This window comes from Streptomyces sp. NPDC059455 (assembly GCF_042750115.1).
Taxonomy (GTDB): Bacteria; Actinomycetota; Actinomycetes; order Streptomycetales; family Streptomycetaceae; genus Streptomyces; species Streptomyces endocoffeicus.
The window spans coordinates 1-16,610 of sequence record NZ_JBHYVB010000154.1 but is presented as its reverse complement, the minus strand read 5'-3'; the positions used below and the strand labels follow the sequence as shown (position 1 = coordinate 16,610).

Genomic DNA, 16,610 nt, shown 5'->3' with positions numbered 1-16,610 from the left:
CATTGAACGATTCGGACCATATATGTTACACCTGTTGTGGGGCATCCGCTGTGACAACCGAGGAGTGACCCACATGACGAATCATGCCGCACGTATCCAGGAGTGGCTGGAACCGCGGGCTGAGGAGGTGGCTGAGCTCCTGACGCGGCTCGTGGCGGTGGAGTCCGAGAACCCTCCGGGACGCAACTTGGGGCAGTGCGCCAGGGTCCTGCACGAGGCCATGGAGCGCCTTGGTCTCCATCCGGAGATTATCAAACTCGCCCCCGCCGGTGTGCTGGAGGAGCCGTCGCTGGTCCGTGGCACAGTGGGAGACGGTGAGAAGCTCCTCTACTTCCACGGCCACTTCGAGGTGGTGCCGGTTCAGGACCGCAAACAGTTCATCGCAGAACGCCGCGACGGAAGGATCATCGGCCGCGGCACTGCGGATATGAAGGGCGGCATCGTCAGCATGCTCTACGGAGCCGCTGCCGCCAAGGAACTCGGACTGCTCGGCAACGGCCGCGTCGTGCTTCACCTGGTGTGCGACGAGGAGACCGGCAGCGTCGCGGGATCCGGCCACCTGCGTCAGGCGGGGCTGATCGACGAGCGAGCCGTCGCCATGGTGGCGGGGGAGCCGAGCGGGGGCGGGATATGGCACGCGGCCCGAGGGCCGTCTCCCCGCGCGTCGACCTCAAGGGACGTGAAGCACACGTCGGCCAGGCCACCGTTGTAATGCTGGGCGTAGGTATCGAGGACCTGCCGAGCGTGCGTCTCGTTCCAGATCAAGAGGTGGTCGAGGGCCTCGCGGCGCATGGTGCCGATGACACGTTCGCAGTGCGCGTTCATCCGTGGGGACCGTGGCGCGGTCCTCATGACCTGGGTGTCGTCGGCTTTGAAGACCGCGTCGAAGGACTCGGTGTACTTCGCGTCCCGGTCGCGGAGCAGGAAACGCAGCGAGTCCACCCGAACACCCAACTCGACGGCGAGGTTTCTTGCCTGCTGCACCGTCCAGGGTCCGGTGGGATGGGCGGTCACTCCCGCGATGTGCAGCCGGCGTGTGCCGTGCTCGAGGAACACCAGCGCGTACACCCGGCGCAGATCGACCAAGTCGATGTGGAAGAAGTCGCAGGCGATGATGGCTTGGGCTTGAGCGGTCAGGAAATCGCGCCATGTCGGACGGCTGCGGCGTGGGGCTGGATCGATGCCCGCCCCGGTGAGGATCTCCCAGATCGTCGTCGAGCCGACTGGGTGTCCGAGCCGGACCAGCTCGCCCTGAATTCTTCGACAGCACCAACGCGGATTCTCCCTGGCGAGCCGCAGCACCAGAGCCTTCACCGCACCCGCCGTCGAAGGTCTCCCGGGCCTGCGCCGATGCTTGCTGTAGTCCCACTTCCGGGCGATCAGCCTGCGGTGCCACGCCAACAGCCTCGCGGGCGTCACCGGGAACACCTGCGCCCACCGGCGCCGGGGGACCAGCGAGGACAGCGCTGCGAACCACAGCCGGTCCGCATGCTCGTAGCGCACCGGCCTCGTGAGCTGCCTGCGCAGCACCGCATTCTCGTGCCGCAGCACGAGCGATTCCGCCTTCTTGGCTGTGTCCCGGCGTAGCGGCACCGCCGGGACTGTTGGCAGCTTCCGAGTCACCTGGTATTGGAGCGAAACGATCAGCGGACAGGGTTCCGGCAGACCGTGATGGCTCGCCAGACCACCCCAGCGGCCGGGTCCGGACGCCGCCCGCGAGCAGGAGAGATGAGTTTCTGAACGGCACACGTACCTGAAGCGTCAGCGCGGTCCATCAGCCGCCCGACGACCTCGTCCACCAGCTCATCCTCGACCGGCTCGACAGCCGGGATCCCGTTGTCGTTCATGTCCGTCCGTCCCGGCTGGTCAAGGCCCAGGCCCAGGCCAGCCTGTCACATCACGGACTTACACGATCTTTCAGATACGCTCCGATGTATGCCACACCACGGGTCATCGCGTCATGGCTGCGGACACTCGGTAAGCGCCGCTGATGAGTCGGGCGCGCTTCGGTCGCGGCGCCTCGTGAGAAGCAGGAGGACGAGTGAGGCGGCGACGCCTGCGGCTGCGATCAAAGGCAACTGGGGCAGAGTGTGCGCTGCGACAAGACCACCTGCTCCCGCCCCGATAGCGATGGCGATTTGCATGACCGACTGGTTGAGACTCAGCAGCACGTCGGACGCTTCGGGGGCGAGAGAGGCTACGCGGATCTGCTGGGCGGAAGTGCTCGCCCATGCGGCGGCGCCCCAAAGCAGAATCCCGGCTATCGCGCTGCCCGTTGCAGCCCCGACTACCGGGAGGGCGACAAGCACGAGCACGTGGAGAGCCTTGGTTGTGGTCAGTGTTCGATGAGGTCCGACGCGGTCCGTCAGGAATCCGCCGAGTTGTATGCCGGCAATACTCGCGATGCCGAAGAGGAGCAGGGTGAGGCTCACTGCTTCACCGTCCAGTTCGACGACGCTGAGCAGGTATGGCGCGAGATATGTGTTCAGTACCGCGTAGCCGCCGAGCCAGAGAAATGTGACCGTCAAGCCGAGAATGGTGCGCGCGTTGGCGAGCAGGCTGAGCTGATGGCGAAGCGGCACAGGGGCATGAGGGGCGGTACGGGGGAGGGCCATCCATACTGTTCCCGCCACGAGTATCGCCAGTGCGGCGTTGAGGGGGAAGATGGTTGTCCAGTCCCAGTGTTCGGCGATGGCGCGTCCGGTCGGCACTGCGAGGACCAGGGATGCCGTGATGCCCATCACGACGGTCGAGACCGCGCGTGCACGGCGCTCGGCAGGCGCGAGGCGCACCGCGAGGCCCAGTGCTGTGACGACGATGAGACCGGTACTCGCTGCCATGACGACCCGGAGCGCCATGATCGTCAGTAGGGTGGGGCTCTGCCAGGACGCGATGTTCGTGGCCGCGAAGACGAGCAGAGCTGCCGATATGAGGAGGCGCCGTTCGACTCGCGCCGTCATCACGACAAGAACGGGCGTCAGCAGCCCGTACGCGAGAGCGAAGACGGTGACGAGCTGGCCTGTGGTCGCCTCGTTGACTCCGAGCCCTTGGGCGACGAGGTCGAGCTGTCCCGTCAGGACGTATTCGGCGACTCCGGCCGTGAACGTTGCACAGGAGAGCACAGCGGTGATCAGCGGGGGACGGTGTTCTCCCGGGTTTCCAGGGTTGCGCATGGTGCTCAATTTCGTTTCGTGGAGGAGTGCTTGGAGCGCGCCCGCCGGGCGCTGGTAGGGACGAGGGGCCTCGTGGCTGTTGGAACCAGATCGTTCGTTTCAGCCACGAGGGCCCCTCGCCCTGGCGGGCCGCTTCGGATCGCCGACCCCGGCGGCCAGGTGCCGGCTACAGGTACGTGGCCAGGAACGGCAGGACGACGTCGGCCATCTCGTCGGGTACTTCCTCTGCAAGGTCATGGCCGGCGTCGAAGGTGTGTCCGGTGACGTCGTGGGCCATGAGCCGCATCTGGGACTCGTTGCGGGCGCCGATGAACGCGGATCCGCCGAGGGCGAGGACCGGGATGTCCAGTTTCTTCTGTGCGGTCTGCCGGTTCTGTTCGGCGTCGACGAGCATTGCCCGGTAGATGGAGAGCATCGCGCGGATGCCGCCGGGCATGGAGTAGCAGCGCACGTATTCGTCGACCGCGTCGGGGGTGGCGCTGTCGGGGTGGCTGCGCTCGTACTTGATCATGTAGGTGATCAGCTCGCGCTCGTGTCCGGCGATCAGCATCTCGGGTATGTCCGGCTGGAAGTAAAAGCCCAGGTGCCACAGGTGCATGCCGCTGGAGACATTCTCGGGGGTGAGGGCTGTGTGGTCCTCGAAGCCGAATCCGGGGAACAGGGCCTCGGCGAACACGAGAGCGGTGACGTGGTCGCGGTGGCGGGCGGCGAGCTGGTAGCCGATCACCGCTCCCCAGTCCTCGCCCGCCACGGCGTATGTCTCGTGTCCGAGGTGGGTCATCAGCTCGGCGATGTCGTCGCTCATCGTCGCGGAGTCGTAGCCGTCCGAGGGGCGGGCGGAGTCGCCGAGACCGCGAAGGTCCGGCACGACGACGGTGTAGTGGGGCGTGAGCTTCGGGACGAGGTGGCGCCAGTGGTAGCCGGTCTTGGGCACGCCGTGCAGGAGCACTATTGCGGGGCCGGACCCGGCTGTGCGGTAGTGCAGACTCGTTCCGTTGACGGTGGCGCGGCCCGTGCGGACGGGCGTTCCGTCATGGTCGTACATCATGTTTTCCAACCTTCCTGGTGTCCTTCGCGATGCGGGCGTCAGCGGGCTTGCGGAGGGTCGACGAGGGTCACCAGGCGGCTCGGTCCGGCGCCGTCCGCGTTTGTCCGGGCAGCGGAACGGACGGCGGGGCGCAGGGTGACGTTCTCGGGGTAGAGCCGGCCGAGCAGGGCCAGGACGACGAGGTCGTCCTGGCCGGTGGCGTCCAGGGTGACCTCGCCTGCTTCCGACCACACCAGTCCCGGTGCGCGCAGGGTCGTCCACACGTTCGCGGTGCGGGGCGAGTCGTCGACCGGTGCGTCGCCCGCGGCGGGGTCCGGTCGGTGGGCGTAGCGGTGGCCGCGTAGGGCCTGGCCGAGGTCGACGCGGGCGGTGGTGCCGTCATGGGCGATCTCGATGCGGGCGGTGCGGGTCCCGTCGGCGACCGGCGCGGTGACGGGACGGGCGGAGAGCGGGCCGGTGGTCGTGGTGGCGGGCGGCAGGACCTCGACGAGGGTGCGGGGTGCGGCGTAGTAGTCCTGCACCTCGGCGACATACGTGGCGGTTTCTTCGGTGGTCGGGTTGGGGCGCCAGGTCAGCAGGTGCCGGGGTGCGGTCAGGGGTGGCTGGTCGAGGACGGCGGGCAGGGCGGTGCCGCCGCCCGCCTCGAAGCCGTAGCCGGCCGGGCCGGAGGTGCCGGTGACGACGTTGCGAGCGAAGGCGACGATGCTGGTGTGCCGGATCTGGCGGACCAGCAGTTCGGTGAGGAACGCGTCGCGGGCCGGTTCGGTGTGCCGCAGTCCGGTTGGGGTGATCAGGAGCGGGACGTTTTGCCAGTTGGTGAAGGGCAGCAGGGCGTCGCGCAGCAGGACGATCTGGTGGAGCCACTCGTTGTAGAGCTGCATTGTGACGGGTCCGCCGCGTCGGCCGCGGAGCAGATCGGCTGCGGGAGGGGTGAGCAGGTGGCCGTAGCAGTGGCTGCGGACGACCAGCGGGCCGGCGGGCAGCGGTACCGGATCGGTGAGCAGCCTCTCCAGTGCCTTGGCGGACCATGAGGCGAGCTCCTGGCCGATGGTCCCGGCCTGCGCGCCCAGTTCGCGGGCTGCGGAGGCGGTGTCGGGGCCGATGGCCAGCGAGAGGGAGGTCTCCCGGGTGCCGAGGGTGAGTGTCGCACGGATCTGGTCCTCCAGCACCTCGCCGTCGGCGGTGGTGAGGGCGTTGTCATCGATGATGCCCTGCAGCAGTGGCTCGGTGGCGGTGAAGAAATCGCGGGCGGTCAGGGTGGTGCCGGCCGCGGGGAAGGTGTTCCAGCGGCTGCCGCCGAGAGCGGGCGTACTCGGGATGGGTGCGGGGTGCATGGGTTCTCCGAAGTCTTCGATGAAGCGGTGGTGGGTGTCGTCGGATTCCGTGCCCGCGCGGGATCCGACGGCTTTTCTGGATCGCCTGATACAGATTTTGGGCATGGAAAAGTCAGTCGAGGGCGGCCAGCGCGACTTCCACGAGGGGTTCGAGGCTGCGGACGTCCGGCGTGATCTTCGAGGAGACCAGCAGTCCATTGAGGAAGGTGACGAGGAAGGCGGCGAGGGTGTGCGGGCCGTGCCGCGTCGCGATCTCGCCCCGCTCCGCCGCGACCCGCAGCACCTCGGCGAGCGCATCCCGGCTGGCGTCCTGCATGTCCCGCACGGTGTGCCGGGTCGCCGCATCCTCCGGCAGGCGCTCGCAGGCGGCGTTGACTACCAGGCAGCCCCGGCCGTTGTCTTCCACGGCGATCCGGACTCGCTCGACCAGCATCGCGCGGATCACCGACCGGGCGTCCGTCCCTTCCTCCAGGGTGCGCAGGGCGGCCGCCGCGAGGGTGGTGCGGTAGTGCTCCAGCGCCGCCCGGTACAGGCCCTCCTTGTCGCCGAACGCGGCATACAGGGACCCCTGCCCGATTCCCAGGTGCTGCGTCAGGTCGCGCACCGAGGTCGCCTCGTAGCCGCGCGTCCAGAACAGCTCCATCGCGCGGCTCACCGCCGCCTCGGTGTCGAACTCCCGGGTCCTTGCCATGGCCCCACCGTAACCTATCTGGATCGCACGCTCAAGAATGCGGAGGCGGCGGCCAAGGTTTGCCGAGGTGCGGTGATCTTCAGCCCCGGACGGCTCCATCGCCGTCATCGGCACCCTTGCGGCCATATGCCCGGGTTGTCGATCTGCTCACATCCCAAAAAGGCGGCGACCGTGCGTTTGGGAAGCACGAACTCTGATTGGCGGTAGCTCGCCACGGGGTCAACTCCCAGGGGCGGGCCCACGGTCACCTCGGTGGCGACCCTGCCGCCGTGGGGGTCGATGGCAACGGGCGGGTGATGACCGGCACTGGCCAGCGTGGCCGTACCGGTCTCCATCCAGCCACAGGCAGCTGCACGTGGCGAACAGATCGCTGCCGAGCGCCGAGAGCAGGCGGTTGCTGCTGGTGAGTACACTTACGGGGTCATGGCCCTCGGTCGCGTAAGCTCGCACGCCGCTGCGCAACTGCCCCATGATCCCGACTGCGTCCAGGTTGTGGCCCTCGACATCGCGGATGATCATGCCGACCAGGTTTCTGTCCAGCCTGATCACGTCGTACCAATCGCCTCCGACCTCCGCTCCTGCGGTCGCTGGGGGGTACCGGGCCGTGGCTTCCACGCTTCTCACATACGGCAAGTCCCGCGGCAGCAGGACACGTTGCATGCCCCGGCTGATTTCCTGCTGTATCTCGTTGCCACGTGCCCGCTCCAGCGCCTGCGCCACCTGGCTGAGCATGGTCGTGAGGATTGCGAGATCCTCATCTTGCAGGTCCGGGGAACGATCGAAGGCGATAATGCAGCAGCCCACTGCCCGCCCGTTCGACACCAGAGGCAGGAAGGCCCGCGGCCGCCCGTCGTGGTACCGGTCGAGGTCGGGGTACGCCTGGTGAAGCTCATGGGAGGTCGCGAAGACCATGGGCCGTATGAGTAGTGCCGCGTCCGTTTCCGGTGCCCCCTCCGAGAACGGGAGTTGGCCCACACGACGCAGATCCTCCTTGGACGCTCCGGACGAGCCGGCGACCAGCAGCCCTTCGTGCTGCGTCATGCACAGTGTTACGGCCCGGCCGCCGAAGGGCCGCGATACGACCTTCCGCGTGGCCGCGATGACATCTCCCACCCGGCTCGCAGCGGTGAGTTCGATGCCGAGCTGCTGCAACTGCCAGAGGTGTCTGCTGCTGTTCGTCTGCCGACGCCACTCCGCGGGGACGGCGCCAGACCGCAGGGCGGACTCCGTGGCTGCCGTCCCGGATTCCGCCGGCACGTAGAGGGGAACGTCGGGGGCCTCCATCGAGACGCCCTGGTCGGCGAGGGCGTCCAGGGAATCGGCCACCCTGTCGGCGAGAGACATCAGGAAATCGCGGAACCCTGTGGGCACAGCCTGGTCCTGAACCCACCGCGCGCTCAGCACGCCAAGACCGTAGCGCTTCAGAATGACTTCACTGGTTGTGAGCTGGGGTTTTCCTTATGGTCAGCTGGCTCGGTGGTATTCGTTGATGAGGCCTGTGACAGCCTGTCTGCGTGCGATCTGAGTTGTCGGTAGCGGTATGACGTTCGGGTCGTCGAGGGGTGCGGGCTGGTTTCGGCCTTGGTGGGGCCGATGGCTGTTGAAGTGACGGGCGTAGTCGTGAAGGAGTTGCTCCGCGTGGCCTCTGCCAAAGATCAGTACTCGGTTGGTGCACTCCTCGCGGACGGAGCGTACGAACCGCTCGGCATGCGGATTGCAGTTGGGGCTCCGGGGTGGGATCTTGGCCACGTTTATGCCCTCGCTGGCGAACACGGCGTCGAAAGCCGCCGTGAACTTCCGGTCCCGGTCCCGGTCCCGGTCGCGGATGAGGTGGGTGAAGTTCGTGATGCGGTCGCCGAGCTGCCAGAGCAGCTGTCGGGCTTGCTGGGTGGTCCAAGCGCCGGTGGGGTGGGCGGTGACACCGAGGATGTGGACGGTGCGAGTGCGGACCTCCATGGCGGACAGGGCGTACAGCCGCTGCAGTCCGATGGTGTCGATGTGAAAGAAGTCCGTGGCCAGGAGGCCGTTTGCCTGTGCCCTGAGGAATTCCGTCCACTCTCTGCGCGCCTTCTGCCGGCGTTGCCCTGAGTTGAGGCTGGCGGCACGCAGGATACGGCGGACGGTGGCTGTGCTGATGATGTGGCCGAGGCGGCGTAGCTCGCCGTGTACCCGGCGGAAGCCCCACCGTGGGTTCTCGGTGCCAAGCCGGATGACCAGGTCGCGGACTTCTTCGGATATCGGTGGGCGGCCTGGGGGAGGTGGCCGGGTCCACTCTTCTTCAGCAGGCGCTGGTGCCAGGCGAGCAGAGTGCGTGGCGAGACGAGCCGGTTGCCGCGGAGGGCGCGGGGCAGGAGCCGGGCGAGTGCGGCAAGCAGCGCCCGGTCCGGCCAGTTGGGCTTCGGGGTGGGCACCTGTCGGCGCAGCACGGTGACCTCGTGGCGCAGGATGAGTATTTCGGCGTTCTTGGCCGCGGTAGATCGGCAGAGCAGAGCGAGCCACGCGAAGATTCGTGTGGCGAGTAGGTAGGTCAGCTGTACGAGCACAATGACGGATCATGCCCGACCACGGGGTAAATACCCAGGTCAGCAGCGGTGAAGCTGTTTTGAAGCGCTACGCGATGTCGCCGGGGAGAATGACCGCGCCACCGGCTGTGATCGTGTCGAAGACGCGCTTCGCTTCGGCGTTGATGTCGTGCCTGCCCATCCGAGCCTCCTTGCTCGTTGAGTGGGATGCGTTGCCGTATCCCGGAACGGACGCTGGTCCGTTGACAGCCGCTTCATTACATCACTGTGTGTAGGTTGTTGACTTGGGTGGAAGTAGCATCTACCTTCATGCTACATCGTGGCAAGGACCGCCACGATGTAGTTATCGGAGGACGTCATGCGTCGAAGCCTTGCGGCTCGAGCCGCCCTCGTGATCTCGGCACTGCTGGTCGTCGCAGGCTGCGGCGGCGGAGGTGGTGGCGGGAGCGCCGACCCGAAGCACCCGGTGACGATCGATGTCGCCGTGCTGGCGGCCACGGAGTTCTACGTCCTCCCCTGGCCGGTGGGCCAGAAGCAGGGGTTCTTCGCCGACCACGGAGTGGTCGTCAAGGACATCGTCGCAGGCAGCGGCGGCAGCGCAACGCTGCGGACACAACTGTCGGGCGGCATCCCCATCGGTGAGATCGGCTACAAGTCCGTCCTTGACGCGTCGAAGGAGGGCATCCCGGTGCTCGCGGTCGGAGGCGGCGCCCCGGAAAAGAAGGCGAACGCCCCGCAGTCCCACAGGCGCAGCTCAAACTCGCCGCGTCGCTGCGGGTCGGTGACCTGCGGGTCCTCCCGATGGTCGTCTGGCCCGCCGTCATGCCCGCGGTCACGGCCGGGCTGCGGCTGACCTTCGGGTTCACCTTCCTCGGCCTGATCATCGCTGAGATGTTCGCCGGCTCCTCGGGGCTCGGCCAGCAGCTCCTGCGCAACGTCGCCCTTGCCCGCATGGAATACATCGCCGGGGAGATCGTCCTGATCGTCGTATTGGCGCTCGTGCCCTTCCTGCTGCTCACGTGGATCGAGAGGCGCATCAATGACCGCTTCGGCTCCCGCTCGGCACCCCGTGGAAGCCGCTCATGACCGCCATATCCTCGGGTGCGCATTGCGTGAGAACGCTACCAATCGATGAAAACGGAGACCGGAACGATGTCTGAAGGCCAGCCCTCGATCCTCGTCATGGAGAAGGCGGTCCGCGTCCTTGATTGCTTCTCCCCGGGGCAGACCCGGCTGTCGCTGAGCGACATCCGGCGGCTGACGGGCATGCCCAACTCGACGGTCGCCCGCCTGGTCCGCACCCTTGTCGCCAGTGAACTCCTTCAGCGGACGGGAGACGAGTACTGCGTCGGACTCCGCGTGCTCGGCTGGGCGTCGGCCGCGTCGGCCGGCTCGGACCTGTTGGTGGCCGCCGAACCAGTGGCCGCGCACCTGCGGGACGTGACCGGCGAGACGGCCGGGCTCTACATTCGGCGCGGCACGACGAGGGTGGCGGTGATCGTCAAGCTCAGCTCGCGGTCGATCATCTACCGCAGTGACGTCGGCCAGCTCATGCCGATGCACCTGGGAGCGGCCGGCAAGGTGTTCATGGCCCATGACGAGCGGGTGCTCAACGCGGTTCTCGTCGAGACCGCCGACGAGGCGCCGGGCGAGTCGCGGATCGCGCTGGATCGGCAGCTCGAGTTCGTGCGGGGGCATGGTTGGCTGCTGACCGAGGAGGAACGCGAGGCAGGCCTCAACTCACTGGCCGCGCCCGTGTTCGACGCGAGCGGCACCATCGTGGCGGCCATCGCGGTCGGCGGCCCCTCGTCCCGCCTCGACCGAGCGGCCGCCGAGGAATTCGGTCCGCTCGTCGCCGACGCCGCGCGGAGTCTGTCGCGCCGCCTCGGCTATGACGGTGCCCCGGCCGGGCGGGCGCCGGGCACCACGAGCGAGGCGACGGCGTAACGATGACCACCCTGCTGGACAAGATCTGGGACGCCCACGTGGTGCACTGCGGCGCCGCGGGAAGCAGCGATCTGCTCTACGTCGACTTCCACCTGCTCCACGAAGGCTCCAGCCCGCAGGCGTTCGAGGGCCTGCGCCTGGCCGGACGCACGGTCCGCCGGCCCGACCTCGCACTCGCCACCGAGGACCACGTCGTTCCCACCCGCGGCCTGCTGGGGCAGACCGGTGTGGCAGTGACGATGGTGGAGGCACTGCGGCGCAATTGCGCGGAGTTCGGAATCCCGCTGCACCGATCGGGCACGGACGGCCAGGGCATCGTGCATGTGATCGGACCCGAGCTCGGCATCACCCAGCCCGGCCGCATCATCCTGTGCGGCGACAGCCACACGAGTACGCACGGCGCGTTCGGTGCGCTCGCGTTCGGCATCGGCACCAGCCAGGTCGAGCACGTGCTGGCGACGCAGACTGTCGCGTTCGCCAAGCCTCGTGCCATGGCCGTGACGCTGCACGGCGCGCTGCCGGCCGGCGTCTCGGCGAAGGACGTGGCACTGGCCGTCATCGGCCGGATCGGCACCGGGGGCGCGCAAGGCCATGTGATCGAGTACCGCGGACCCGCCGTCGAGGCGATGTCCATGGAGTCGCGGCTGACGCTGTGCAACATGTCGATCGAGGCGGGTGCGAAGGCCGGCATGATCGCTCCCGACGACGTGACCGTCGACTACTTCCGCGGCAGGCCGTACGCACCGACGGGGCGCGCCTGGGACGATGCCGTCGCATCGTGGAAGTCGCTGCGCAGCGACGACGACGCCGAGTTCGACCGCAGCATCGACATCGATGTGACGACCTTGTCGCCGTTCGTCAGCTGGGGCACGAACCCGAGCCAGGTCGTCGAGTTCGAGGGCCGCCAGGGCCGGGGCGGCCGTACGCACCTGGTCTCACCCACCACCGCGGCCGCAACGGCGGTGACCGGCCGCCTCACCGCGCCGTCGAACCTGGGAACCCGATGAAACCGATTACCTCGATCACCGGTCGTGCGGTGGCGATCCGTCGTACGAACATCGACACCGACCAGATCATCGCCGCCCGACACTGCCTGCGGACGACTCGGACGGGCTTCGCCGAGCACCTCTTCGCCGCGTGGCGGGCAGAGCCGGGTTTCCCGCTGGCCGATCCGGCCCATGCCGGAGCGACGATTCTGCTCGCGGGTGCGGACTTCGGTTCCGGCTCCTCGCGCGAGCATGCCGTCTGGGCACTGCAGGACCACGGTTTCGCAGTCGTCATCGCCACCCGCTTCGGTGACATCTTCGCCGACAACGCTGTCCGGTCCGGACTCGTTCCCGCCGTGCTGGCGGACGACGAGGTAAGCGGCCTGATGGACACCGTCGAGGCCGACCCGGCGTTGCCCGTCACCGTGGACCTCGTGTCGCTGACCGTCCGCGCGGCCGGGATCGAAGTCCCGATCCGGATGGACGCCGACACCCGGCAGCGGTTCCTGGACGGGCACGACGGCATCGACGTGACCCTCCGGCACGAGGCGGCCATCCGCGCGTACGAGCTCACGCACGTCCCCATTGCCAGGGCGTCGTGCCTACCAGAGAGGTGACCTCCATGACGACTGCACCTGCCGAACTGCGCAGGCTCTTGTCCGAGCCGGGCATGGTCCGCGCGCCCGGTGTCTATGACGGGATCGGTGCCCATCTCGTACGGCGGGCGGGCTTCCCGGTCGCCTATCTGACCGGCGCCGGGGCAGTGGCCGCCGGCTACGGACTGCCCGACATCGGTCTGGCCACCGCGACGGAGATGGCCGACCGTGCGGAAGTCGTGGTCGAGGCGAGCGGGCTCCCAGTGATCGCGGACGCCGACACCGGCTACGGCAACCCGATGCACGTCGTGCGGACGGTGCGGGCCTACGAGCGCGCCGGTGTCGCGGCGATCCAGCTCGAGGACCAGGACTTCCCGAAGCGCTGCGGGCATCTCACCGACAAGTCCGTCATCAGCGCGGACGACTTCGTCCGCAAGCTCGCCGCCGCCCTCGAAGCCAGGGAGAACGACACCGTCGTCATCGCCCGCACCGACGCGCGCGGACCGGAGGGACTGGACGAGGCCATCACCCGTGCCCACCGTTACGCGGCCGAGGGCGCCGACATGATCTTCGTCGAGGCTCCCCAATCGGTGGAGGAGATCGAACGCATCGCCGCCGAGGTCCAGGCCCCGCTGGTGTTCAACGTCGTCCCCGCGGGGCGGACACCCGCCGTCCCCGATGCGGACCTGGAGAAGCTCGGCTTCCGTATGGCGATCTACCCGGGGGCGCTGCTCCAACCCGTCACGGCCGCGATGGCCGCCGCGCTGGTCGAGCTGGGTGGCGAGGATCCCCACCTCGGGGAGGGCCCGCTCGGCATATTCCGTGCGGTCGGGTTCGACGACTGGGCCGCGCTCGGCGAACGCTACCGCTGATCCGCTGCGACCACCGAAGGAGACCGTATGGGCATGACCATGGTCGAGAAGATTCTGGCCCGCGCCTCGGGCAGACTCGCGGTACAAGCCGGCGACACCGTGGTCGCCAAGGTCGACATGAACATCTTGATCGACCTCATGTTCACCCAGTGGCCCGATCCGCTGAGCATCGCCGATGCGGAGCGGACGGCCGTCATCCTGGACCACGCAGTCCCGGCTCCCAGCGTTGTGGACGCGAACGCGGCGGTACTCGCCCGTGAGTTCGCCGCGCGGTTCGGGATCGAGAGGTTCTTCGACGTCGGCCGGCACGGCATCTGCCACCAGGTGATCGCCGAGAACGCTCTCGCCCTCCCCGGGCAGGTGCTGACCTGCACGGACTCCCACACCTGCGCCGGCGGCGCCTACAACAACGCCGCACGCGGGCTGGGACCCGTCGAGATCATCTCGATCCTGTGCACCGGGGAGACCTGGTACAGCGTGGCGCCGACGATCCGCTATGAGCTCACCGGCGCGCCCGCTCCCGGGGTCACCGGCAAGGACGTCTTCCTTCACCTCGCCGGGACCTGGGGAGACGCGACGAACCACACGCTGGAGTTCGGTGGGCCGGGGCTCGCCTCGCTGCCGATGAACGACCGTCGGACCATCGCCACCCAAGGTGCGGAGGTTTCCGCCGACTTCAGCGTCTTCGAGTTCGACGAGCACTGCGCCGCCTACCTGGCCGAGCACGGGGCCCCGGACTCGTTCACCCCCGCCGCCCCGGACCCGGACGCCGCGTACGTCGCCACCCGCACGATCGACCTCGGCGCCCTCGTGCCGTACGTCGCACGCCCGGGCAAGGTCAGCGAGAACGCGCTTCCCATCCCCGAGATCGAGGATCGTGCGGTGCAGCAGTGCTTCATCGGCTCCTGTGCCAACGGCCAGCTCGAGGACCTGCGCATCGCCGCCGAGATCCTCGGCGGCCGTCAGGTCGCGCGGGACGTCCGGCTGATCGTCACACCCGCCTCGCAGCAGGTCTACCGGGACGCCGTCCGCCTCGGGTACGTCCAGGCCCTCGCAGATGCCGGGGCCGTGGTCACGAACTCCACGTGCGGCGCCTGCTTCGGCTACCACATGGGGGTCCTCGGCGCGGGCGAGGTCTGTCTGACCTCCAGCACCCGCAACTTCCGCGGCCGAATGGGCAGTCCGGACGCCGAGATCTACATGGCCTCCACCGCGACCGTGGCCAGCTCCGCCGTGATCGGACGCATCACCGACCCGAGGAAGGCCCTGGGATGAGCCACACGATCACCGGCCGGACCTGGGTGATCGGGGACAGCGTCGACACCGACGCCCTGTACCCCGGTTTCGCGATGCGCCTGCCCGTCCCCGAGGCGGCGACACATGTGCTCTACGACCTGCGTCCCGGCTGGTCCGCGCAGGTCCGCCCCGGCGACATCCTGGTGGCAGGCCGCAACTTCGGCATCGGCTCGAGCCGTCAGGTGGCGGCGTTGCTGCGCCATCTCGGCATCACCGCACTCGTCGCCGAGGACTTCAACTCCCTCTTCCACCGCAACGCGATCAACCACGGCCTTCCCGCCGTCACCGTACCCGGCGTCAGCAACCTGGTCACCGAGGGAGACGTCATCACCCTCGACCTGGAAGCCGGCCTGCTCCGAAAGGCAGACACCGAGCTCGCCTTCAGCCCGGTCCCGCCGATGATGCTGGAGATCCTCGACGCCGGCGGGCTGCTTCCCCGCCTCGTCGCCGCCGGCTATCTCGCCGACCCGTCCGGAAAGGGCTGACCGTGAACCTGGCCATCAACCTGGTCGCGTCCGCCCGCTCGCAGCCCCGGCACCCGGCGATCAAACTGGACGGCCACGTCCTGGATTACGCCGCGCTGCACGCGTCCGCCGCAGCCGTGGCCGGTGACTTGCGCGAACGCGGTGTGGAGCCGGGCGACCGGGTCGGCCTGGTGCTGCCGAACGTGCCCGCCTTCCCGATCGTGTTCTACGGTGCGCTGTTCGCCGGCGCGGTCGTGGTCCCGATGAACCCGCTGCTCAAGACACGCGAAGTCGAGTACTACCTGGGCGACTCGGGCATGAAGGTCGTCTACGGCTGGGACGGCTCTGGGGACGTCGTGCCCGAGGCGGCCAAGGCCGTGGGGATCACCGGGATCGTCGTCCCGGCGACCGGCCCCACCGAGCTGAGCGGCACCCCGATCGAGGAGCCGGTCGAGCGCGCGGACAACGACACCGCCGTCATCCTCTACACCTCCGGCACCACCGGGCAGCCCAAGGGCGCGGAGCTCACCCACCACAACCTTTCCTCCAGCGCGGCGACCATGGCCGAGACACTGATCGAACTCGGCCCGGACGACGTGATCATGGGCTGCTTGCCCCTGTTCCACGTCTTCGGTCTCACCTGTGGGCTCAACGCCGCGGTCCACTCGGGAGTCACGCTGACGCTGATTCCGCGGTTCGATCCGGCCAAGGCGCTGGAGGTGGTGTCCCGTGACCAGGTGACCGTGTTCGAGGGTGTGCCCACCATGTACGCGGCGATGCTGAACTGCCCCGATGCGGCGAATGCCGATATGTCCTCGCTGCGCACCTGCGTCACCGGGGGCTCCGCGATGCCCGTGGAGATCTTGCGCAGCTTCGAGTCCCGGTTCGGCTGCGAGGTCTTCGAGGGCTACGGCCTGTCGGAGACCTCGCCGGTCGCGTCGTTCAACCAGCCCGGCCATGAGCGCAAGGCAGGCACCATCGGCTTCCCGGTACGCGGTTGCGAGATGCGCCTGGTCAACGACGACGGCGAGGACGTCCCGGTCGGCGAGTCCGGGGAGATCGCCATCCGCGGCGAAAACGTCATGAAGGGCTACTGGAACCGCCCCGAGGCCACCGCCGAAGCGATACCGGACGGTTGGTTCCGCAGCGGCGACATCGCCACCAAGGACGCGGACGGCTACTACACCATCGTCGACCGCAAGAAGGATCTGATCATCCGCGGCGGCTACAACGTCTACCCCCGCGAGGTCGAGGAAACCCTCTACCAGCACCCCGCCGTGGCCGAGGCCGCGGTGATCGGGATCAAGCATCCCGAGCTCGGTGAGGAGATCGGCGCCGCGGTGGCCCTCAAACCGGGCGCCGAGGCGGACCCGGAGGAGCTCAAGAACTTCGTCCGGGACCGTCTCGCGGCGTACAAGTACCCCCGTTCGGTCTGGCTTGTCGACACCCTCCCGAAGGGATCCACTGGCAAGATCCTCCGCCGCAAGGTTGAACCCGCAGACTGACAGAAGGTGACGGGTTCCTGGAATCCTGGCGGAGGCGGAGCAGGGACCCGCTGGACTTCCGAGTTTGATTACCGGTAGTTCGTTAAATCCGGTGGTGGTGTGGGTTGACGGCCGGTCGGGTTGGTCGTAGGCCGGTGGTAGGAGTCAACTGCCTTGCTGGGGGCTGAAGATGACCG

The 16,610-nt window shown here is 68.1% G+C and carries 14 protein-coding genes and 4 pseudogenes; 10 read left to right on the top strand and 8 right to left on the bottom strand.

All coding sequences use genetic code 11. From position 1 onward, the window contains the following. Positions 1–22: 22 nt before the first annotated feature. Positions 23–559 (top strand): annotated as a pseudogene (locus tag ACFXB5_RS38580) (M20/M25/M40 family metallo-hydrolase); the annotation flags it as partial. Between the two features lie 5 nt (positions 560–564). Here the strand turns inward: ACFXB5_RS38580 and ACFXB5_RS38575 are convergent. The 8 genes and pseudogenes from ACFXB5_RS38575 to ACFXB5_RS38540 all read right to left on the bottom strand — a co-directional run. Continuing rightward, entirely contained in the window at positions 565–1,647 is a 1,083-nt protein-coding gene (locus ACFXB5_RS38575) for an integrase core domain-containing protein (RefSeq protein ID WP_385217345.1), read from the bottom strand. 311 nt (positions 1,648–1,958) lie between these two features. Then, positions 1,959–3,173 carry an MFS transporter gene (locus ACFXB5_RS38570; protein ID WP_385217342.1) on the bottom strand — a complete coding sequence of 405 codons (1,215 nt, stop codon included), beginning with the start codon at positions 3,171–3,173 and terminating at the stop codon, positions 1,959–1,961. A gap of 166 nt (positions 3,174–3,339) precedes the next feature. Then, positions 3,340–4,221, bottom strand: coding sequence for an alpha/beta fold hydrolase (locus ACFXB5_RS38565; protein WP_385217306.1), 882 nt, complete (start codon positions 4,219–4,221; stop codon positions 3,340–3,342). Positions 4,222–4,259: 38 nt separating this feature from the next. After that, on the bottom strand, positions 4,260–5,555 hold the full coding sequence (locus ACFXB5_RS38560) for a hypothetical protein (protein ID WP_385217303.1): 1,296 nt from the start codon (positions 5,553–5,555) through the stop codon (positions 4,260–4,262). 112 nt (positions 5,556–5,667) lie between these two features. After that, positions 5,668–6,246: a TetR/AcrR family transcriptional regulator gene (locus ACFXB5_RS38555; protein WP_385217300.1), complete on the bottom strand. Its 579-nt coding sequence runs from the start codon at positions 6,244–6,246 to the stop codon at positions 5,668–5,670. A 104-nt stretch (positions 6,247–6,350) separates the two neighbouring features. Continuing rightward, positions 6,351–7,530 (bottom strand): annotated as a pseudogene (locus ACFXB5_RS38550) (PP2C family protein-serine/threonine phosphatase). Between the two features lie 180 nt (positions 7,531–7,710). Continuing rightward, complete coding sequence (locus ACFXB5_RS38545) at positions 7,711–8,202, bottom strand: integrase core domain-containing protein (RefSeq protein WP_385217338.1); 492 nt, start codon at positions 8,200–8,202, stop codon at positions 7,711–7,713. 171 nt (positions 8,203–8,373) lie between these two features. Then, positions 8,374–8,802 (bottom strand): annotated as a pseudogene (locus ACFXB5_RS38540) (hypothetical protein); the annotation flags it as partial. Positions 8,803–9,126: 324 nt separating this feature from the next. Between ACFXB5_RS38540 and ACFXB5_RS38535 the strand changes: the two are divergent. The 9 genes and pseudogenes from ACFXB5_RS38535 (at position 9,127) to ACFXB5_RS38495 (ending at position 16,434) form a co-directional block, all read left to right on the top strand. Then, positions 9,127–9,621: an ABC transporter substrate-binding protein gene (locus ACFXB5_RS38535; RefSeq protein ID WP_385217297.1), complete on the top strand. Its 495-nt coding sequence runs from the start codon at positions 9,127–9,129 to the stop codon at positions 9,619–9,621. After that, positions 9,540–9,854 (top strand): ABC transporter permease subunit, encoded by a 315-nt coding sequence (locus ACFXB5_RS38530; protein WP_385217335.1) that lies wholly within the window; start codon positions 9,540–9,542, stop codon positions 9,852–9,854. The genes ACFXB5_RS38535 and ACFXB5_RS38530 overlap by 82 nt, the downstream gene beginning before the upstream one ends. Before the next feature lie 66 nt (positions 9,855–9,920). Continuing rightward, a complete protein-coding gene (locus ACFXB5_RS38525) occupies positions 9,921–10,715 on the top strand; it encodes an IclR family transcriptional regulator (RefSeq protein WP_037952692.1) in 795 nt (264 codons plus the stop codon). A gap of 2 nt (positions 10,716–10,717) precedes the next feature. Then, positions 10,718–11,599, top strand: a pseudogene (locus ACFXB5_RS38520) (aconitase family protein); the annotation flags it as partial. Positions 11,600–11,718: 119 nt separating this feature from the next. Next, the gene (leuD, locus tag ACFXB5_RS38515) at positions 11,719–12,318 is read left to right on the top strand and encodes a 3-isopropylmalate dehydratase small subunit (protein ID WP_385217294.1); all 600 of its coding nucleotides are present in this window, start codon (positions 11,719–11,721) and stop codon (positions 12,316–12,318) included. Between the two features lie 5 nt (positions 12,319–12,323). Then, entirely contained in the window at positions 12,324–13,169 is an 846-nt protein-coding gene (locus ACFXB5_RS38510; RefSeq protein ID WP_385217293.1) for an oxaloacetate decarboxylase, read from the top strand. A gap of 27 nt (positions 13,170–13,196) precedes the next feature. Beyond that, positions 13,197–14,444, top strand: coding sequence for an aconitase/3-isopropylmalate dehydratase large subunit family protein (locus ACFXB5_RS38505; RefSeq protein ID WP_385217290.1), 1,248 nt, complete (start codon positions 13,197–13,199; stop codon positions 14,442–14,444). After that, the gene (locus ACFXB5_RS38500) at positions 14,441–14,950 is read left to right on the top strand and encodes a 3-isopropylmalate dehydratase (RefSeq protein WP_385217287.1); all 510 of its coding nucleotides are present in this window, start codon (positions 14,441–14,443) and stop codon (positions 14,948–14,950) included. Before ACFXB5_RS38505 ends, ACFXB5_RS38500 begins: the two co-directional genes overlap by 4 nt. Before the next feature lie 2 nt (positions 14,951–14,952). Continuing rightward, positions 14,953–16,434: a long-chain fatty acid--CoA ligase gene (locus ACFXB5_RS38495; protein ID WP_385217284.1), complete on the top strand. Its 1,482-nt coding sequence runs from the start codon at positions 14,953–14,955 to the stop codon at positions 16,432–16,434. Positions 16,435–16,610: the final 176 nt, after the last annotated feature.